The sequence below is a fragment of the Bradyrhizobium sp. WSM471 genome (assembly GCF_000244915.1).
Lineage (GTDB): Bacteria > Pseudomonadota > Alphaproteobacteria > Rhizobiales > Xanthobacteraceae > Bradyrhizobium.
Window position 1 is genome coordinate 4,190,876 of the sequence record NZ_CM001442.1, and the last position, 19,079, is coordinate 4,209,954.

The 19,079-nt window shown below is 64.2% G+C and carries 20 protein-coding genes; 13 read left to right on the plus strand and 7 right to left on the minus strand.

Annotated elements, in window-relative coordinates; genetic code table 11:
• Positions 1-52: 52 nt before the first annotated feature.
• The 4 genes from BRA471DRAFT_RS18520 (at position 53) to BRA471DRAFT_RS18535 (ending at position 4,163) form a co-directional block, all read left to right on the plus strand.
• Entirely contained in the window at positions 53-2,098 is a 2,046-nt protein-coding gene (locus BRA471DRAFT_RS18520; RefSeq protein ID WP_007609909.1) for an FUSC family protein, read from the plus strand.
• Positions 2,095-2,304, plus strand: coding sequence for a DUF1656 domain-containing protein (locus tag BRA471DRAFT_RS18525; protein ID WP_007609911.1), 210 nt, complete (start codon positions 2,095-2,097; stop codon positions 2,302-2,304). The genes BRA471DRAFT_RS18520 and BRA471DRAFT_RS18525 overlap by 4 nt, the downstream gene beginning before the upstream one ends.
• Positions 2,301-3,275 (plus strand): HlyD family secretion protein, encoded by a 975-nt coding sequence (locus BRA471DRAFT_RS18530; protein ID WP_007609913.1) that lies wholly within the window; start codon positions 2,301-2,303, stop codon positions 3,273-3,275. The genes BRA471DRAFT_RS18525 and BRA471DRAFT_RS18530 overlap by 4 nt, the downstream gene beginning before the upstream one ends.
• A 129-nt stretch (positions 3,276-3,404) precedes the next feature.
• Positions 3,405-4,163: a sulfite exporter TauE/SafE family protein gene (locus tag BRA471DRAFT_RS18535; protein WP_007609915.1), complete on the plus strand. Its 759-nt coding sequence runs from the start codon at positions 3,405-3,407 to the stop codon at positions 4,161-4,163.
• 162 nt (positions 4,164-4,325) lie between these two features.
• On the opposite strand, the gene BRA471DRAFT_RS18540 is transcribed toward BRA471DRAFT_RS18535, so the two are convergent.
• Positions 4,326-5,333, minus strand: coding sequence for a formylglycine-generating enzyme family protein (locus tag BRA471DRAFT_RS18540; protein WP_007609917.1), 1,008 nt, complete (start codon positions 5,331-5,333; stop codon positions 4,326-4,328).
• Positions 5,334-5,834: 501 nt separating this feature from the next.
• Here BRA471DRAFT_RS18540 and BRA471DRAFT_RS18545 point away from each other — a divergent pair.
• Complete coding sequence (locus tag BRA471DRAFT_RS18545; RefSeq protein WP_007609927.1) at positions 5,835-6,821, plus strand: helix-turn-helix domain-containing protein; 987 nt, start codon at positions 5,835-5,837, stop codon at positions 6,819-6,821.
• A 160-nt stretch (positions 6,822-6,981) separates the two neighbouring features.
• Here BRA471DRAFT_RS18545 and BRA471DRAFT_RS18550 read toward each other — a convergent pair whose 3' ends face one another.
• Positions 6,982-8,058 (minus strand): methyl-accepting chemotaxis protein, encoded by a 1,077-nt coding sequence (locus tag BRA471DRAFT_RS18550; protein ID WP_007609928.1) that lies wholly within the window; start codon positions 8,056-8,058, stop codon positions 6,982-6,984.
• Between the two features lie 277 nt (positions 8,059-8,335).
• Between BRA471DRAFT_RS18550 and recJ the strand changes: the two genes are divergently transcribed.
• From recJ to BRA471DRAFT_RS18565, 3 genes are all read left to right on the plus strand, one after another.
• Positions 8,336-10,177 (plus strand): single-stranded-DNA-specific exonuclease RecJ, encoded by a 1,842-nt coding sequence (gene recJ, locus BRA471DRAFT_RS18555; RefSeq protein WP_035974991.1) that lies wholly within the window; start codon positions 8,336-8,338, stop codon positions 10,175-10,177.
• A gap of 44 nt (positions 10,178-10,221) precedes the next feature.
• A complete protein-coding gene (locus tag BRA471DRAFT_RS18560) occupies positions 10,222-11,031 on the plus strand; it encodes an SDR family NAD(P)-dependent oxidoreductase (protein ID WP_007609930.1) in 810 nt (269 codons plus the stop codon).
• A 109-nt stretch (positions 11,032-11,140) separates the two neighbouring features.
• Entirely contained in the window at positions 11,141-11,938 is a 798-nt protein-coding gene (locus BRA471DRAFT_RS18565) for an aldolase (protein ID WP_007609931.1), read from the plus strand.
• A 6-nt stretch (positions 11,939-11,944) separates the two neighbouring features.
• Here BRA471DRAFT_RS18565 and BRA471DRAFT_RS18570 read toward each other — a convergent pair whose 3' ends face one another.
• Complete coding sequence (locus BRA471DRAFT_RS18570) at positions 11,945-13,174, minus strand: lytic murein transglycosylase (RefSeq protein ID WP_035974082.1); 1,230 nt, start codon at positions 13,172-13,174, stop codon at positions 11,945-11,947.
• A gap of 135 nt (positions 13,175-13,309) precedes the next feature.
• Here BRA471DRAFT_RS18570 and BRA471DRAFT_RS18575 point away from each other — a divergent pair, with 135 nt between their 5' ends.
• The 3 genes from BRA471DRAFT_RS18575 (at position 13,310) to BRA471DRAFT_RS38920 (ending at position 14,156) form a co-directional block, all read left to right on the plus strand.
• Positions 13,310-13,570, plus strand: coding sequence for a hypothetical protein (locus tag BRA471DRAFT_RS18575; protein WP_035974993.1), 261 nt, complete (start codon positions 13,310-13,312; stop codon positions 13,568-13,570).
• A 72-nt stretch (positions 13,571-13,642) separates the two neighbouring features.
• Entirely contained in the window at positions 13,643-13,894 is a 252-nt protein-coding gene (locus BRA471DRAFT_RS18580; RefSeq protein WP_007609935.1) for a hypothetical protein, read from the plus strand.
• An 85-nt stretch (positions 13,895-13,979) separates the two neighbouring features.
• Entirely contained in the window at positions 13,980-14,156 is a 177-nt protein-coding gene (locus tag BRA471DRAFT_RS38920; protein WP_007609936.1) for a hypothetical protein, read from the plus strand.
• A gap of 27 nt (positions 14,157-14,183) precedes the next feature.
• Here the strand turns inward: BRA471DRAFT_RS38920 and BRA471DRAFT_RS18585 are convergent, their stop codons facing one another.
• The gene (locus BRA471DRAFT_RS18585; RefSeq protein ID WP_007609937.1) at positions 14,184-14,705 is read right to left on the minus strand and encodes a MarR family winged helix-turn-helix transcriptional regulator; all 522 of its coding nucleotides are present in this window, start codon (positions 14,703-14,705) and stop codon (positions 14,184-14,186) included.
• Positions 14,706-14,762: 57 nt separating this feature from the next.
• On the opposite strand from BRA471DRAFT_RS18585, the gene BRA471DRAFT_RS18590 reads away from it, so the two are divergent.
• Together BRA471DRAFT_RS18590 and BRA471DRAFT_RS18595 are read left to right on the plus strand one after the other, a co-directional pair.
• Complete coding sequence (locus BRA471DRAFT_RS18590) at positions 14,763-15,242, plus strand: carboxymuconolactone decarboxylase family protein (RefSeq protein WP_007609938.1); 480 nt, start codon at positions 14,763-14,765, stop codon at positions 15,240-15,242.
• A 21-nt stretch (positions 15,243-15,263) separates the two neighbouring features.
• A complete protein-coding gene (locus BRA471DRAFT_RS18595; RefSeq protein WP_007609939.1) occupies positions 15,264-15,767 on the plus strand; it encodes a cupin domain-containing protein in 504 nt (167 codons plus the stop codon).
• A 30-nt stretch (positions 15,768-15,797) separates the two neighbouring features.
• Here the strand turns inward: BRA471DRAFT_RS18595 and BRA471DRAFT_RS18600 are convergent, their stop codons facing one another.
• From BRA471DRAFT_RS18600 to efp, 3 genes are read right to left on the minus strand one after another with little or no spacing between them, the layout of a single operon-like run.
• Positions 15,798-16,784, minus strand: a complete 987-nt coding sequence (locus BRA471DRAFT_RS18600; protein WP_007609940.1) for a DUF808 domain-containing protein — start codon at positions 16,782-16,784, stop codon at positions 15,798-15,800.
• A 42-nt stretch (positions 16,785-16,826) separates the two neighbouring features.
• On the minus strand, positions 16,827-18,428 hold the full coding sequence (locus tag BRA471DRAFT_RS18605; protein ID WP_007609942.1) for a peptidoglycan DD-metalloendopeptidase family protein: 1,602 nt from the start codon (positions 18,426-18,428) through the stop codon (positions 16,827-16,829).
• 46 nt (positions 18,429-18,474) lie between these two features.
• Positions 18,475-19,041, minus strand: a complete 567-nt coding sequence (efp, locus tag BRA471DRAFT_RS18610; RefSeq protein ID WP_007609944.1) for an elongation factor P — start codon at positions 19,039-19,041, stop codon at positions 18,475-18,477.
• Positions 19,042-19,079 lie beyond the last annotated feature (38 nt).

Consider the following 19,079-nt stretch of genomic DNA (forward strand, 5'->3'; position numbering starts at 1 on the left):
ATGCAATTTCCCTCCCAACTGTGAACGTATCGGACTGCACCGGAGAATCTCCATGAGCCAACGTTCATCATTTTGGGCCCGGCATGCCGCGCTCGTCTTTTCAATAAGAACGTTCTCGACGGCCATGCTGGCATTTTCGATCGCGCTCTGGTTGGGGATGCCGCGCCCTTACTGGGCGATGGCCTCGGTTTACATCACGTCGAACCAGCTGGCCGGGGCGACGTCGTCGAAGGCGGCTTACCGCATGCTTGGCACGCTGATCGGCGCGACCGCAACGATCGCACTGATCCCGAATCTCGTGAATGCACCCGAACTTCTCAGCCTCGCCGTCGCGCTATGGGTCGGCCTTTGTCTGTACCTTTCACTGATCGACGGCACCCCGCGCAGCTACATGTTCATGCTGGCCGGTTACACCGTGGCGCTCCTTGGCCTGCCTGTGCTGTCGATGCCTGAGGCTACCTTCGACATCGTGTCTTCTCGCGTACAGGAAATTATGCTCGGCATCGTCTGTGCGAGCATCGCGTCGACACTGGTGCTGCCGCAGAGTGCCTCCGCCGTCATCAAGGTGCAGGTGGATGCCTGGCTCGGCGAAGCGCGCCGGCTCGGCGTGGATGTGCTGACCGGTCGTGGCAGCAATGAAGAGCGCAATGACCACCGCATGCGGCTGGCTGCAGCGGCCTCCGAGATCGACCAGCTCTCCTGGCATCTCGCCTACGAGACCAGCAGGTCCGCAGGCATCGCGCGTGGCCTCCAGCGCCTGCGCCAACACATGCTGGCGCTGATTCCACTGCTGGCATCCATCGAGGATCAGCGGGTTGTGCTCGGTGCTCGCGATTTGACGAAAGGGAACGTTGACGACATCAGCAGGAGGGTCGCGCGCTGGCTCGCCGATGGCGGCGAGGACGAAGAGAAGGCCGACGGCCTGCGGGCCGCGCTCGACGAAGCCCGGCCGCAGCTCGGCGCGAACGCCGCCTGGATCGAGATCGTCATCGCCGGATTTGTGAGCCGGATGCGCAACCTCGTCGACATCGTGCAGGACTGCCGGCGTCTGCGCGAGGCAGTTGCTGAGGGCCGCGATCCGGAGGCGGTTCGGCTTGCCTTCATGCCTGATGCGGTCGGCGTCGCCGAGCTTCATCGCGACCACGGGCTGGCCCTGTGGACCGCTGCCGCAACGACATCTTCGATCCTCGTCTGCTGTGCATTCTGGATTGCCTCTGGCTGGACCGACGGCGCGTCCGCCCCGATATTCGCTGCGGTCCTCGGCTCCCTGTTCGCCGGCGTGGACAATCCCCTCCCTGCGTTTCGCAAGCTCTATCCGTTGTTCCTCGCCGTCATCGCCGTCAACGGGATCTACAGCTTCGGCCTGTTGCCCCGGGCTACGACGCTCGAAATGGTCATCGTGATGCTGCTGCCGACATTCGTGTTGTTCGGCTGGATTGCCGCGCGGCCCGCGACTGCTCGTATCGGCGCGCTGCTGACGATTTACACCTCGGTTCAACTGGCACTGGATTCGTCCTACAGCGCGGACTTTTCCTCATTCGCCAATTCCAGCGTGGCGCTGATGGTCGGCGTGGCGTTGACCGGTATCGTGTCCGGCATCGTTCGCTTGTTCGGCGCCGAGTGGATCGCCTCCCGGCTGCTGCGCAGCAACTGGACGACGCTGGCGGCCGTCGCCGAGGGCAGGGGACCGCAGGATGGCGTCGCCGTTGCCAGCCTTATGCAGCACCGGCTGGCGCTTCTTGCTACGCGCATCGCCGTGGTGCCTGCTCAAGCGAGGAGTGATGTCGCCAATCTCCGTCAAATGCGAACCGCCCTCAACGTCATCCATCTGCGGAAAATAAACGTCGGGCAGGCGCGCCCGGCAATCGACGCATTCCTTGCGCGGCTGGCTTCCGTTTGCCGCGTTCATACGGAGGGCCGCCTTTCGGACGAGCTGCTCATACGGCTCGACAACACGATCGCAGCAACTTTGCAGGAGCCGGCGGGCCAGGGGCGCGATGAAGCACTACACAGCCTCGCGGGGATTCGCGTCGGGCTATTCCCCGGAGCGGTTCCGTATCAACCACATGAGCCGGAGCAGAGGAGTATTGCCGCATGAAATACCAGCTCGATCTCTTTGGCGTGATTGTTCCAAGCCTGCTGCTGTGGTGTGTCGTCGCCTATGTGCTCGCGCGCATCGTGAGCAAGGTGATGGCGCGGGCCGGCCTCTATCGCCACGTCTGGCACGGCGCGCTGTTCGAGTTTTCGCTCTATGTCTCTCTGGTCGCCGGTCTGATCCTCGTTTCCAAGGATTTCGTGTCATGAAAGCCGCTCTCAATTCGCTACGTCGCTTCTCGTTAACCGCTGTCATGGCCCTTGTCGCGCTCTGGGCCGGCTACAAGCTGTGGGACTATTACATGCGGGAGCCTTGGACGCGGGATGGCCACGTCAGGGCCGACGTCGTCCCGGTCGCTCCCGACGTCTCGGGCTTCGTCACCGAGGTGCTCGTCAGAGACAACCAGCAAGTCCAGCGCGGGGCGGTGCTGTTCCGGATCGACCGGGCGCGCTACGACATCGCGCTGAATCAGGCCGAGGCGGTGCTGCTCGGCAAGCGCGCTGCGCTGGACGAAGCCAACGCCGATTTGAAGCGCTACAGTGCGCTGACGCCCGATGTGACGGTCTCCAAGCAGAGGATCGATCAGGTCGTCGCGACCCAGGGCTCGGCCCAGGCGGGCTATGACGAGGCCGTCGCGAACCTCAGCCTGGCAAAGCTCAATCTCGAGCGCAGCGAGGTGCGGGCCTCCGTCAATGGAGTCGTCACCAACATGGAGTTGCGGCCGGGCACCTATCTGACGGCGGGCAAGGGCGTGATGGCGCTGCTCGATTCAGACACGCTCCGCGTCGAGGGCTATTTCGAGGAGACCAAGCTTCCACGCATTCATCTCGGCGATGCCGTCAGCGTGCGGTTGCTCGGCAGCGAGCGTGCGTTGCGCGGCCGCGTGGAAGGCGTTGCGGCGGGCATCGAGGATCGCGATCGCAGCTCCGGCGCAAACCTGCTCGCCAGCGTCAATCCGACCTTCAACTGGGTTCGGCTGGCCCAGCGCGTTCCGGTCCGAATCTCGCTCGATCGTGTTGAGCGGCGCGAGCTTGTGGCCGGAGCGACCGCAACCGTCGAGGTGCTGGGCTCGACGCTCGCTGCCGATCCTGTCGGTAACGAGGAGCGCACGGCCGTTCCGCAGCGGCTCGCTTGCCGTGCAGTGAAGGTTGCGTTCGGCTCATCCTCTCTGTGCGACTGATGCCCGCGTTTGGAATAGCTTCAGGCGTCGATATTGTACCGAGAACAATGTTTCTATTGCACTGAGATATGTGTCGGAGCAATATGCTCGCGGAAGGGAAAAGCGGGCACGACGGTTGGAGACGGACACATGGATCTCACGGTCACCACAATCCTGATCGCCTTTGCCGGCGTCTTCCTGATCTGTTTCATGAAGGGCGCCTTCGGCGGCGGCTTTTCCATCGTCGGCATTCCGCTGTTGTCGTTCGTGATGGACCCGGTGACCGCAGGCGGCCTGCTCGCGCCCCTGTTCATCGCCATGGATCTGTTCGCGCTGCGCTACTGGAAGGCTTCAACCTGGTCGAAGCCGGATCTCGTGCTGCTGTTGCCGGGGCTCGTGATTGGCATCGGTCTCGGCTATGTCCTGTTCCGCGTACTCGACCATCGCGCGGTTGCGATCGTGATGGCCGTCGTCACCTTGATCTTTGTCGGCGTGTGGCTCTTGAGCGACCCCAAGGTCACCATTCAGCCACGCTCGACGCCAAAGGCGGTTGCGGCGGGTCTCGCCTCCGGCGTCACCACGATGGTCGCGCATTCCGGTGGACCGCCGCTGGCGATGTATCTGCTGCCGCTTGGCCTCAGCAAGGAGATCTATGCGGGAACGACGAGCCTGTTCTTTACCGTCGGCAATGCGACCAAGGCAGTGCCCTGGCTTCTGCTGGTGCGACCGGCTGGCAACGTCTGGATCGTGATGGCGATATGCCTGCTCGCCATTCCCAGTGGCGTCTGGCTGGGCTGGCGGCTGCACGGCAAGCTGGACCAGCGGCAGATCTATCGGGCCTGTTACGGATTGCTGGTTATCACCGCATTGAAGCTGCTGTGGGACGGCGTGTCCGGCTATCTCGTGTGAAGACCGGAGGATGGTTGCGCGGGCGCGTGCTGCCCGTGCTGTCGGAGCCCGCCCGAGTGCATTGCTACCTCCGCAAGGTGATCGCCGATAGATGAAGTTGTGCATCGAAGTAGTCCGACGCGCGGAGCGCACGCTGACGCCGGCCTCCACCAGCGGCGCTCGCTAGATTGCACGTCCTTGTTGGCGTTCGGTTATAGACGACATTCGCACCACGCAGCGGAACCCGACATGACTGGTCGAGGTATCGACCGGCTCCGCGTGCCGCGCGGCCGGGCGATATCGGCGGCAATAGTTCGGCGCGCAGAGGTGCGAGCCGCCCTTGAGGACCTTGCGCGGAATCTGGATGTCGGGGAGGCGCGGGTCGTAACTTGCGTGCTCACCGCCGCCGCGGGGATTTTTGGGGATGCAGCAGGGCTTTGCGGCGTCGGCGGCGTGTTTTGACGACCACCAGTCGACGGTCCACTCCCAGACATTGCCGATCATGTCGTAGAGGCCGTAGCCGTTCGGCGGGAAGGCCATGACCGGCGAGGTACGCTCGTACCCATCCTCGCCGAGGTTCTGGACGGGGAAGTTGCCCTGCCAGATATTGGCCATGTGCTTGCCGCCCGGCATCAGCGCATCGCCCCAGGCGTATTCCTCCGCCTCGAGGCCGCCGCGCGCCGCAGATTCCCATTCCGCCTCCGTCGGCAAGTCCTTGCCGGCCCAGCGCGCATAGGCTGCCGCATCGCTAAAGGAGACATGGACGACGGGATGGTCGTCGAGGTCCTTGATGTTGCTGCCGGGACCATAGGGATGACGCCAGTTGGCGCCGCGCAGGAAAGTCCACCACTGGCTCCAATCGGTGAGATCGGTGATGTGCGGCAGCGGTGAGAACACCAGTGATCCCGCGTAGAGCATCTCCGCCAGCGCGCCTGGATAGTCCTTCGGATCGGGAACGACCTGCGCCTCGGTGACATGGCCGGTTGCGTCGACGAACTGCTTGAACTGCCGGTTCGTCACCGGCGTGCGGTCCATCCAGAAGCCGTCGACAGCGACGCGATGGCTCGGCGCTTCCTCGGGATAATGATGGTCGGATCCCATGCGAAAGGTTCCGCCGGGAATGAAGACCATCTCGCCGGTCTTCAAATCATCCGGCAACCACTCGCAGTGATCCAGATCCGCTCGCAACATGGTGGAAGCTCCGCTACGCGCATTCCACCTGATCTACTGCGCTAACTCTGGCAGATTTCGACGATAGCTCTTTGCCCTGCCCATTAGACGCATTGTCTGGTCCCCTCTTTTTTGGCGCTCGGGGGAGAGGAGGACGCTGCATTGCGTCAACATCTCTTTCCTTTGCACGCACGTTTTCGAGCACGCGGCAAATCCATGCCGCGTCCGCTCTGCCATCCGCAGAGCGCGTCCGCTGAATATCGCTAAGGTTGTAAACGGTATCCGAAGATTGGACGGCTGTGATGTGCAGATTGTGCCAGTCTGCGTGGGTAGTTGGTGAGACCTAATTCCCCATGACGCAAATCCCCAACGCAGAGGCACTTCAGCGGCAAATCTTGCAACAAACTCGACGATGATTTGCCTCAAAACGCGAACCCAGCTTGTCGCACCCACCTCGCGTTGTGGTGGTGCTTCGCTATCGCCTGCCGCAGAATTGTCGCGCTTCAGTAACACGGTACAGCCATGGGGCAATTCCTTCTGGTTGATTCGCGCAAGCTGGATGGTTTCGAAGGTCTTCAGCAGGCCGTCCACGGCTCGCATGTCGATGTGATGCAACTCGGCCGCGGTCGGTTGCGCGGAACGTTATCCCATGTCGGCATCGGCGACTTCTCGCTCAGCATTGGTGCTTTCAACGTCGGCATGCGCACGCAGCGGGTTTCCAGCGACGACAGACTGATCATCGGGATGCTGCTTGCGGCCGAAGAGCGCGTCGCCCACTGGTCGTTCGACATGCAGCTCAACGATGTGCTCGTCATTCCGCCGCGGCTCGAACATGACGGTGTTTTTCACGGCGGCTCCGCCTACGCCGCCATGCGGTTCGACCTCAACGAGGTCGCGACGCTGTTCGGCGGAGAAGCACGGCTGAGCGACCCCGACACATGGCGCAGCCGCGGTCATTTCCGCGCGCACATCGAGACCGGCGCGATCGCCTCGCGCCGCCTGGTCCGGATCATGTCGCACCTGCGCGACAACAAACATGGGTTGACGCCATCAACTGCCGAGTTCTGGAAGCGATCGATCGCAGAATGCATGGCTGCCAACGTCGCGTCGTCGCTGCCACCCGATGGCAACGGCTGGCTGCCTTCCGCGCGACGGCTGGTCCGCAAGGTCGAGGAGTTTCTCGACGACGCCGGCACGCGTCCGGTGCATGTTTCGGAAATTTGCGCGGTGCTCGGCGTATCGCGGCGTACCCTGCACCGCGCCTTTCAGGAGGTATTCGGCCTCGGTCCGGCCAGCTTCCTCAGGCACAAGCGTCTCTGCGCTGTTCACTCCATCCTGCACCAGAGCGCACCCGGCTCGACCACCGTGACAGCCGTCGCCATGCAGCAGGGCTTTTACGAACTCGGCCGGTTTTCGCAATATTACTTTGCAATGTTCGGGGAGCGTCCGTCGCAAACGCTTGGAATTACGATGCTGCAGCCAGTCGAAGACGACATCGCCAGAGCCTAGCGCTCTGGGCCCGGACCGCGACCGACGCCATGATCGCATGCATGCCGGTGTTTTGCCGGCGTGAAACGGCGAAAAAAACCGTCATGAAAACAACCAGATGGCTACTGTGCATGGGGTTGTTTTCACGGTTTTGAGTTGGATAGGCAGGCCGCCTCCAGCTTCAGGCCCCGCAGACGATCACGCCATACCAGCCGAGCCCGCGATAGGTTTCGTAGCCCGGCGTGGCATGGAACGCGACCAGCGTGCCCGAGCGGTCCTGATAGAAGCCGGAGCGCTGGCCGTCCAGCGAGAGCGAGATGCGCTCGCTGAGGATGCCCTGGCCGTCCGAGGCGGCGATGATGCGAAGATTGGAATCGACCAGCAGCACGCGCGCCTTGTCGCTGTCGCCGACGCGCACGCCTTGCACGATGGCGCGGGCCTGTGCCTCCCAGTCGAAATGGATGGCGAGCACGCCGATTGGCGCGCCGTTGGCATGGCCGCCGGCGCGGACGCTGGCGCAATAGGTCGCGACCTGGGCATTGCCGAGCAGCGGCTGATTTTCGACGTCGCCGGCGACATAGTCGTCGCCCGAGCGCAGGGTATTGGCCTCGCGAAACCATTTGGTGTGGGCGACGTTCTGGCCGACGGTGCGAAAGCGGTCGGCGCGGCCGTTGGCGATGACGTTGCCGTCGAGGTCGCAGAGCCAGAGGTCAAGATAGACGGTGTAGGCTCCCAGGATCACGCCGAGACGCTGCGAGGCATGGGACACGGCCGCGCCGTCGGGCGAGGCCGCGCAATCGACCAACGCGGAATCGGTCGCCCACCAGCGCACGTCGCAGGTCCGTTCATAGAGATTGCGGTCGATCAACTCGATGGCGTTGAGCGAGAGATCGACCATGCGCTCGCCGCGCGAGCGCTGGCTCATCCGGTCGATCGAGGAGACGAGATCGCCGGTCCGTTTCGTCAGCTGGCTTTCGAGCTCGCGGGCGATGGCCTCGACCTGCTGGCCGACGCCGCGGACCTCCTGCGCCACCACCGCGAAGCCCGCGCCCTGCGCGCCGGCGCGGGAGCTTTCGATCAGCGCGTTCAGCGCCAGCATCTTCATCTGGTTGGTGATCTGCTGGATCGCCTTGGTCTTGTCGACCGCGATCTGGTTGACCTCCGCGGTGAGGCGATTGATCAGCGCGGAGATGTCGGACTCATCATCAGCGGGTTCATTTGCGATCGGCTTGGCTTTGAGACCCAGCGCAGCAGACATCGGGGGCTTCCCTTGGCAATGAGGTCTGATCTGCAACGAACCCGGAACAACCACTACAGATCGAATACATTTCTTTTTCGAAGATTCCGCCTAACGCCTGCTTAATTTGCTGTTTTGCGGAATGCTCAAATGATAGTCAGTGCGCGTAGCAAAGCGGCAATCCACCGCTTTGTGCGGCGCAGACATTGCAAATCCCGGGGGATTGCGAGCCAATCGTGCCATCGGCCGGAGGATGCAATACCTCCGGCTTCCAGGTTCCTCAAACCGACCGATGTTCATGACGCCGCCCGCCACCGCCTTGCCTGTCGAAGCGCCCCAGGCGTTCCTGGGGGTGGCGCGCTCGCTCACCGACAAGCTCTGGCGCGATCGGCTGGATGCGCGCGGGGCGGCGAAGGCGCTTGCCATCGTGCAGCGCCACCAACTGCCCGAGCTGCTGGCGCGGGTGCTGGCAGGCCGCGGTGTCGACAGCGACGCCGTCGCAGATTTCCTCGATCCAACCATACGCAAGCTTCTGCCGGACCCGTTCACGGTGACGGAGATGGAGGCCGCCGCGAAGCGGATCGCGGATGCCGCAGGGAACGGCGAGAAGGTCGCGATCTTCGGCGACTACGATGTCGACGGCGCGACCTCGGCGGCGCTGCTGACCTGGCATCTGCGCCATTGCGGGCTTGATCCGCTGATCCACATTCCCGACCGCATCTTCGAGGGCTACGGGCCCAACACGGAAGCCGTGCGTGCGCTGGCCGAAAAGGGCGCCACGCTGCTCGTCACCGTCGATTGCGGCACCACCAGCATCGAGCCGCTCGCCGAAGCAAAACGTCTCGGCATGTCGGTCGTCGTGATCGACCATCATCAGGCCGGCACGGAATTGCCGGAGGTCGACGCCTTGGTCAATCCGAACCGGCTCGACGATCTCTCCGGTCTCGGCCATCTCGCCGCCGTGGGCCTCGTGCTGGTGACGCTGGTCGCGGTCAATCGTGAACTACGCCAGCGCGGTTTCTGGAATGCGGAGATGCCCGAGCCGGACCTGCTCGGCATGCTGCATCACGTTGCGCTCGGCACGGTTGCCGATGTCGCGCCGCTGATCGGTCTCAACCGCGCTTTCGTCGCCAAGGGCCTGATCGCGATGCGGCGCCGCGACCATGTCGGCCACACCGCGCTGATGGATGTGGCGCGGCTCAACGGCCCGCCGGAGGCCTGGCATCTCGGCTTCATGCTGGGACCGCGCATCAATGCCGGCGGCCGCATCGGCCGCGCCGACCTCGGCGTGCGGCTGCTTTTGGAGGGTGACAGCGTCGAGGCCGCGCGGATCGCAGCCGAACTCGACCGCCTCAACAGCGAGCGCCGGATCATCGAGCAGGCCGCCGAAGCGCAGGCCGAAGCCGAGGCGCTGGCCTCGATCGGACTCGAGGACAAGATCGGCGTGATCGTGACGGCCTCCGAAGGCTGGCATCCGGGGGTGGTCGGTCTCGTTGCATCCCGGTTGAAGGAGAAGTTCTCGAGGCCCGCCTTCGCGATCGCGCTGGAGCCCGGCGGCATCGGCACCGGCTCCGGCCGCTCGATTGCCGGCGTCGATCTCGGCAAGGCAGTGCGTCAGGCGGTCACCGACGGCATTCTGCTCAAGGGCGGCGGCCACGCGATGGCTGCGGGCGTCACGCTGCGGAAGGAAAAGCTCGCCGAATTTCGCGCCTATCTCGAGCATGCGTTGGCGCGCGACGTTGCCGAGGCGCGCCACGTCAACGAGCTCTACATCGACGGCGCGGTCTCCGCGCGCGCGGTGACCACCGAGCTTGCAACGACGCTCAACCGCGCTGGTCCCTTCGGCAGCGGCAATCCGGAAGTCGTGTTGGCGCTGCCGGCGCACCAGCTCGTCTATGCCGACGAGGTGGGGCAGGCACATTTGAGGCTGCGCTTCAAGTCGGGCGACGGTGCCATCGTCAACGGCATCGCGTTCCGTTCGATCGGACAGAAGCTCGGCAACGCGCTCGTTGCCAATCGCGGCCAGCAATTGCATGTCGCGGGATCATTGTCGGTCGATCGCTATCAGGGCGCCGAGCGTGTGCAATTCCGCGTCATCGACGTCGCGCTACCCGACCAGGGACCATCCATGATTAGATAGGCCCGGCAAACAACAAAAAACGAATAGCAAAAAAGGGAGTGAACATGGCAGGGCAGGTTGAGGGAAAGGTCGCGCTGGTGACGGGCGGGGCCTCCGGCATCGGCGAGGCCGTCGTCGAGTTGTTCGCGCGCGAGGGCGCCATCGTCATTGCCACCGACATCGACGAGCTGCGCGGCCCCGAGCTCGCCAATCGCATCACCAAGGCCGGCGGCAAGGCGATTTTCCTGGAGCAGGACGTCACTAGCGAAGAGCGCTGGATCGAGATCACAGCCGAGATCACGAAGCGCTTTGGCCAGCTCGATATTCTCGTCTCCAATGCCGGCATCGGCATCGCCGTGCCCTCGATCGTCGACATGACGCTCAGCGACTGGCGCAGGCAGAACGCGATCAACCTCGACGGCGTCTTCCTCTCGGTGAAGCATTGCCTGCCCTTGATGCGCAAGACCGGCGGCGGCTCGATCGTCATGATGTCCTCGCTTGCGGGCTTGCGCGGCGCACCCGGGCTGTCGGCCTATTCGGCGACCAAGGGAGGCGTGCGGCTGTTCGCAAAGTCGATCGCGATGGAGTGCGCTGCCGCCGGCGACGGCATCCGCGTCAACTCCGTCCATCCCGGCATCATCGACACGCCGATCTGGGGCAAGATCCCGACCGGCGCGACAGGCGCCGGCCAGAACGCACCGATCGATCCCGAAGAGCGCGCCCGGCTTGTCGCACCGCTGGGTCGGGCCGGACAGGCTGCGGAGATTGCCTCCGGCGTGCTGTATCTGGCCTCAGATGCCTCACGCTACGTCACCGGCAGCGAGCTCGTCATCGACGGCGGCATAAACGCCGGTGGCGTGCCACGGCGGCAATAAGCCGCCGCGCGGGGCGCGAAGGGCAGGGTGGCGCCCGCAGGGGCTGACGTGCAAGCGTCGTCCCTGTACAACGCGGGCGTCCTCCGACCGACAGAGGTGTCCTCCCGCCATGGCGCACAGCCTTCACTCTTCGTCATCCACGCCCGCAACATTTCGCTCGAACCGTCCGGATCTCGCGAGCGATGCGATCCGCAGCGCGCGCGAGGATCTTGCCGCCTGCTTCCGCATGGCTGCGCGCAACGGCTTTGAGGAGGGCATCTGCAACCACTTCTCCGCGGTGGTGCCTGGCCATGACGACCTCTTCCTGGTCAATCCCTACGGCTACGCCTTCCGCGAGCTGACCGCGTCAAAACTTCTGATCTGCGACTTCCACGGCAACGTGCTCGACGGCGAGGGCGTGCCCGAGGCGACCGCGTTCTATATCCATGCCGAGATGCACAAGCGCCTGCCGCGCGCCAAGGTCGCCTTCCACACCCACATGCCCTACGCCACGGCGCTGTCGATGACCGAGGGCGATCCGCTGATCTGGGCCGGCCAGACCGCGCTGAAATTCTACGGTCGCACGGCTGTGGACCGCAACTACAACGGCCTCGCACTCGACAACCGCGAAGGCGCGCGCATCGCATCCGCCGTTGGGGATGCCGATATCATCTTCATGAAGCATCACGGCGTGATGGTGCTGGCCCCAACCATCGCGGAAGCCTGGGACGATCTCTACTATCTCGAACGCGCCGCCGAGGTGCAGGTGCTGGCAATGTCGACGGGGCGACAGGTGCTGCCGGTCGATCCTGCGATTGCGGCCGAGACCTACAGGCAGATGCGCGAGGGCGATTCCGAATCCGCGCGGCTGCATCTTGCTGCAATCCGGCGGCAGCTCGATGCGGAAGAGCCGCAATATAGGCACTGAGCCTGCCTACGACCCCTGCCGCAGCTTTGCCAGCACCTTCAACCCGCCATAGCCGTCCGCGGGCGTGATGCCCGCGCGCTGCTGAAAATCCTTGATTGCCTTCATGGTGTCGTTGCCGACACGGCCGTCGGTGCCGCCAGTGTCGAAACCGGCCTTGGTCAGGCGTGTCTGCATCTCCTGCACCTCGGCGAGCGTCAGCGCGCGCTCGGAGCCGGGGAACGGCTGGATGAAGGGCGGGGCGCCGAGGCAGCGGTCGCCGAGATGGCAGATCGCCAGCGCATAGTTCATCGAGGGATTGTAGCTCTTCACCGCGTTGAAATTCGGTCCCAACAGGAACGTCGGTCCGCCAGCAACCGGGGTCCACATCTGCGCGGATGCGGAGACTTGCGGGAACGGTTGGCCGTCGGCGCGGGTGACGCCGGCCGCCTGCCAAGCCGCATAGGTCCGGGTGCCGCTCATCTCACCGGGCGCGCGCACCTCGTAGCCCCAATGCTCGCCGCGGTGCCATTTGCCCCGGTTGACGAGATATTTTGCGGTCGAGCCCAGCGCATCGTCGGGCTTGCCGAACGGCGAGACCTTGCCGTCGCCGTCATAGTCGATGCCGACATTGAGCCAGACTTCCGGCATCCATTGCGAATGCCCCATCGCGCCGGCCCAGGATCCCTGCATCTGCTCCGGCGTGCTCCAGCCCTTGTCGACGATGCGTAGCGCGTTGATCAGCTCGGTCTCCCAATAGGCTTTTCGGCGCGGCTCGTTCCAGGCGAGGGCGGCGAGAGAGGGAAACACCGGCGTCATGTGGTTCTGCTGCACCAGCGGATCGCCATAGGCGGACTCGACGCCCCACAGCGCCAGCAGCGTACCGCGCTCGACGCCGAAATCGCGCTCGATGCGTGCAAGCAGCGCCTCGTTGTTCTTCAGCGCGATCTTGCCGTTGATGATGCGCCAGTCAGAGACGCGGCGGTTGATGTATTGCCAGACCTGCTCATGGAATTCGGGCTGGTTGCGCATCTGCTTGAACACGCTCATGTCGGGCTCGACCCGCGCCATCGCGCGCTGCCAGGTCGCAGCCGAGATGCCCTTGGCCATTGCACGCGCGCGAAAGCCCTCGCGCCATTCCTCGAAGCCTGGAGGCGCGGCCAGGATCCGCGTTGGGATTGCGATGAGTGCGGCTGCGCCCAGCGTGGATCGAAGCAGAGCGCGGCGGCTGCGAGAGGCCATGGAATCAGCGTGTTTCATGGACCCATTCTAGCGGGAAACATGGCGGCTGTGACCCGGTTCCTGGAACTGGAGGAAGAGACGAAGGCCCCGCGTTCCCCGGAACAAACTGTCGCACTCCCGCATTCCCCCAGCACCAATTTGGAGGAGGAGAAGATGAGGAAATATCTGTTTGCCGCCGCCATGGTCACCGCCATCGCCGCGCCCGCGTTTGCCGACGAAGTCGGCGTTCATGTCGGCCCGGTCGGTGCCGGCGTGACGGTCGGACAGTCTCACGAATATCGTGAGCGGGACCGCGATCGCGACCGCACCACGGTCATCAGGGAGCGCGAGCCCGCCGACCGCACCACGGTGATCAAGAAGGAAGATGAATTCGGCAATCGCAGCAAGACCGTGATTCATCACGACAACGACTGATGAAGTGGGGCCCCGGCCGATCGCCGGGGCCCGCCGTCGCACGCAGTCCATTCATCGAGAATTCGGGGTGGAATGAAGATACGCGCGCATGCGGAAAGCCATGTCGTCGAGCTCGACGACGGCTCGCAATGGCAGATCTTTCCCGGCGATCTCGCGACCACGCTGAGCTGGAAGCCCGAAACCGATCTGCACCTGGAGCGAAGCGGCGACCAGGTGAGTTCGCATGAGCTGGTCAATGACGCCGATCAAAGCCGCGTGCGGGTGATCGCAGCGGGCGAGGCTTGGCCTGATGGCGAAGTTAAGAAAGTGTTGAAGGGCGGGTAGGGCGCGCCCGCAACGGGTCGGATATCCCCAATTTTGAGCCTGTCACTTTACGGTCGGTTTGCTTCCGTCTGCGCACAATCCGTGAATGCAGGAGCTGTTCGACATCATCTGCGCCAATCCCTGGCCGTTCGGCGCCGGGTTGTTCGTCGTGATCCTGATGATCCTCGCGGAGAACTTTGGGCGCGGTATTCAAGGCGACGGCGCAGTCAGTGACTTCTCGGATTCGGACGGTGGCGGCTGCGGCGACGGAGGAGGTGACTAGGTCCCACCAGCGGCGAACGCGCTTCGCCTAGTCCTCTTGCAAATCGGCCGCGATGCCTGCGAGCCAGCGGCGAATGCTTGTTTCGGCCCTGGCATCGAGCCCGGCGGCCAGGCGCTTTTCCAACGCAATCACCCGTTCCCGGCACGCTTTCAAAAGCGTCGCGCCGCGCGGCGTCAGCGTCCATTGCTGGATGCGGCCGTGGACGGGATGGGGCGTCATCGCAATCGCACCGTCACGTTCGAGATTGCGGATGATGACGCCGACGGTCTGGGGCGTCAGAAAGGTGAGGCGGGCGACGTCGGCGCCGGAAAGGCCCGGATAGGCGTTGAGCATGGTCAGCACCGCGAATTGCGGTGAGGTGACACCGAGATCGGCCAGCGACCGCTCCATCGTCAGACGGACTGCGGCGTGGGCCTGGCGCAGCAGATAGCCGAGATAGCCTTGTTCGCCGCGCTTGCCTTTCCCTGGTGCTGGTACCCGAACCGCCGGGGCAGCCGTGGGGGTGTTCCGCCGCGGTTGCGATCTCGTGATGTCGGCCGGCTTGCGCATGATGTAAGGGCTCTTATAATGTCTCAGCGCTCTTACAATACCACGAGGTGAACGGCAATGTCACACGCCCGCAGCGAATACGAGGACTTCAAGAAGATCGCGCCGGATGCGTATGAGCTGGTGCTGGCGCTCGGCCAGGTGGCGGCCAAGGCTGGCCTCGACAAGCAGCTTCTCGAACTGGTCAAGCTGCGCGCATCGCAGATCAACGGCTGCGCCTTCTGCCTGCAGCATCACATCCTGCTTTCGGAGCGGATCGGCGTGCCCGTCGACAAGCTCAATTTGGTCGTGGTCTGGCGCGAGGCGCCGATCTTTTCCGCGCGCGAACGTGCCGCGCTGGCCTGGACCGAGGCGCTGACCTGCCTGCCCAACGGCGTCGGCGAGAACGTGTACGCCGAGGCGAGCCGTGAATTCTCCGAGAGCGAGCTGACGTACCTGACCTCGGCGATCGCCTCGATCAACGTCTGGAACCGTTTTGGTGCGGCGTTTCGCTGGACACCGGCGAAGCGGCCGGTCGCAGCGAATGCGGCGGCATCCTGATTGCAACGAAGGGAGAACATGATGACAGCAATGTGTTTGCCCACCCTACCGCGCCCGGTGCCATCGCGCTCGATGGCGATCGCCGTCGTCGGCGGGCTCGCCTGCGCGCTTGCGATCGGCAAGGCGCTGCTGGTGACGATGGACGCCATTTCCGGCACACTCTCGCCGGTCTGCGCCACCGCCGCCGAAAGCTCGCCGCTCGACAAGGTCGAGCCGATCGGCTCCTACGCGCTGCCGAACGTACCTGGCAAGCGCGTCACCATCGTGCGCGTGTTCTACGGCCCCGGCGGGTTCTCGCGGTCGCATCGTCACGCGGGATCCGTCACCGCCTACATCACCAAGGGCGAGATCCGCTCCCAGCTCGGCGGCGGTCCGGTCGAGACGTTCGGCGTCGGCCAGTCCTTCTTCGAGCCGCCCGGCTCGACGCATCTGGTCTCGGCCAATGCCAGCACCACGGAGCCGGCTGAATTGATCGCCGTGTTCGTGGCGGACGAGGGCGCGCAGCTGACGACGTTGCTGGAGTAGCTGGCGCTCGCAATCCGAAGTCGCCGTTGTTCACGTAGGCTGTGATCGCTTCACACGTTTCCATAGCGGTGAAAGACCGTATGCGACGGCGGGTATCGCAACTGCGCCGACAAGGAGCCCCATGACGCCTGAGATGGCTGCCTCGACTGACCATTCGACGATGCCGGCGATGGAGGGAAGGAGGCGCGCGGCAGCTTCGGTCGCGGCATGGACCGTATGGCCGACTACTGGTGGGCCATATTGTTCGATGCCGTGCAGGATGATGCCGCCGCCGACCCAGATCATGGCGGCGGTGCCGATGGTGCTCAGCACCGCCAGGAAGGCAGGCATGCCGCGGACGAGCGCACGTCCAAGCAAGCGGATTGCGCCGCCAATGACCGAGGCGCCGTCATATCGCGCAAGGGCCAAGCCGACATCGTCCGCCTTCACGATCAGGGCGACCACGCCGTAGACACCAACCGTGATGAAAATGGCGACGAGCGCCAGCACGAGTGCCTGGGTCCAGATGCTGCCTGCCGGGACGGCTGCCAGCGTGATCGCCATGATCTCCGCCGATAGGATGAAATCCGTCTTGATGGCGCTTGCGACCTTCTCGTCCTCAAGTGACCGCGCATTCGACGCCGCTGGCTGGCGTTGAGTTTCGTGGTCGTGCGCATGATGCGGCATCACGGCCTCGAGCACCTTCTCGGTGCCCTCATAGCACAGGAAGGCTCCGCCCAGCATGAGCAGCGGCGTAACCGCGGCGGGAAGGAAATAACCAAGCAACAGGGCGATGGGCAGCAGGATCAGCAATTTGTTGCGGAGTGACCCAACCGCAATCTTACCCACGATCGGCAGTTCGCGTTTCGAAGCAAAGCCGATCACGTAGTTCGGCGTGACGGCTGCATCATCGATGACCACGCCAGCCGCCTTTACTCCCGCCTTGGCCGTCTGGCCCGCGACATCGTCGAGCGAGGCTGCCGCCACCTTTGCAATCGCCGCGATATCATCGAGAAGACCAATCAGTCCGGCACTCATCAACCCTGTTCCTTCGACCGCCCGGCATGAGGACGAGCAGCGTCAATTCTCCTCGCCGCCCGATCCCTCGCGAAAGTCCGGCTTGAGCACGTCCTCCGGCAGCGCATGCGCCACGGGCTGCGGCGTGCCGGCGATCTCCGGGCCGACCTCGCGGCCGCGGGCGCGGATGAGGCGCTCGTACGCCGAGACCAGCGTGACGTACGGACTGACCCAGATCCAGCCGTCGCGGGTAAACACTTGCACGTCGAAATGCAGGTGCATCGAGGTGCCGGCGGGATGGTCGAGATAATTCGAGACCATGCCGATCCTCTCGCCCTCCGATACGATGCGGCCATTGAGCAGGCCATCGGCGTTTAGCGCCTGCGGGTTCATATGCATGTAGCGGAAACGGATGTGCTCGGTCCGGCTGTTGATTTGCAGCGTCACGGCCTGGTCCTTGGAAGCGCGTATGACCCTGGCATCGCGCACGGCGACGACGGCGCGCTGCTTGGGATCACAGGCTTGGCGGCCTTCACCGGGCGGTGGGCACTCGGCCGCGCGGATGTCCTCGCCCTGATGGCCATAACCGCCGCCGCATTGCCAGACCTCGAAACTGCGGGATTCGCAGAAATTGTCGCGCCAGGGGTAAGCGGTCGTGCTCTCCATCTTGTCGCGCTTGGCATAGGATTGCGAGTGTATGAACGCGGGCGCCTTCTCGAGAGGAAACCGGATCTGTGCGTAGGCCATCACGTCGGGATGGCCGCCCTGCTTGCGATAGCCGGTGTTCGGGATGATGTCGCCGCTCGGCCGGTAGCTGAAGTCCGGGGAACGTACCGCGGGACGATCGAGAATGTTGGAAGCAACGTCTGTCAGCGGCCGCATGCGTTGCCCGCCGGCCACGCGCAGCGCCCTCACGAAGCGTTCGGCGACCGGATAGGCCTCCTTGCAGGCAAGCCGCCGCGGCTTGGCGACGCTGTCGAGGCATTGGATCGACACCACATAGGCGACGCCGAAACGGGTGAAAGCGTAGCGCACATAGCCTTCCCGGATGAATTTGCGCAGGTCCGGGTAGAGCGCCGCGAGCGATTTGACCGGCTCGCCCTTGCCGCCGGATGGATCGGCAATGTCATAGACGAGCGCCGAACCCGTGATCTGCACCTCGACCGGCCTTGCGAACACCCGGCTCGGCATGCCGTCTCCCGCGCCAGGCTCGAACGAGAAGGTCGCGCTGTAGCCGGCGGGGCCGGCATCGAACAGGTCGACGGAATTGAAGTCAGCCTGGTAGCGCGACAGCGCGACGGTCGCCGGCGCGCCATTGCGCCGTGCTTCGAAATAAGCGGCTGCGTCGAACGGCAGCAGCACGGGCACGGAGCTGTTGGCGATGCCGGTGAAGAATTGCGAGGAGATCGCGTTGAGCTGCACCAGCGCCGGCATCGTGCGCGGATCGTAGCGCGGCACCGAACGACGGGGCGCGAAGATGAAATCGTCCGCGGCCCGGGGATGGGCATTGATTTCGGTGCGGAGCTGGTCGAGCGCCGCGCGCCAATCGACGCGCAGCGCCGTGAGTGAGGGGCTGCGGAACTCATCCGCAGCGAGCGGAGAGGCAATGAGGAGCGAAAGCGACGCCAGAAGTTGCGAGACGAAGCGGAAACCTTTCCCAACCACTGTCTCGCCCCCCCCGGCGGCACCTGTTGCGCTCGCTTTGGTCCCGTCAGTCCTTGGCGCGCTCGGAGTAGGAGCCGTCTTCGGTCATCACGACGATTCGGGTGCCGACGGCGATGTGCGGCGGCACCGTGGTGCGAACGCCGTTCGAGAGCACAGCGGGCTTGTAGGACGAGGAGGCGGTCTGGCCCTTGGTCACGGGCTCGGTCTCGACCACTTCCAGCGTCACGCGCTGCGGCAGGGCGATCGATACCGGATTGGAGCCGTGCAGCGACAGCTTGACCGTCATGCTCTCCTGGAGATAGGCCGCCGCATCGCCGATCACGTCCTTGGACACCTGGACCTGGTCATAGGTCTCCGGGTTCATGAAGTGATAGCCGTCACCATCTTCATACAGGAAGGTGTAGTTGCGCTCTTCGATCGTGGCTTTCTCGACCTGGTCGGTGGTCTTGTAGCGCTCGGAGATCTTTACCCCGTCCGAGATTCGGCGCATTTCGATCTGGCTGACCGGGGTGCCCTTGCCGGGATGGATGTTCTCGGCGGTCACGACGACATATAGCTTGCCGTCTTGCTCGATCACGTTGCCCTTGCGAATAGAACTGGCGATGACTCTCAAAGCTTTATTTCCTGCTTGCTTGGCCCGGCTCGGGCCAG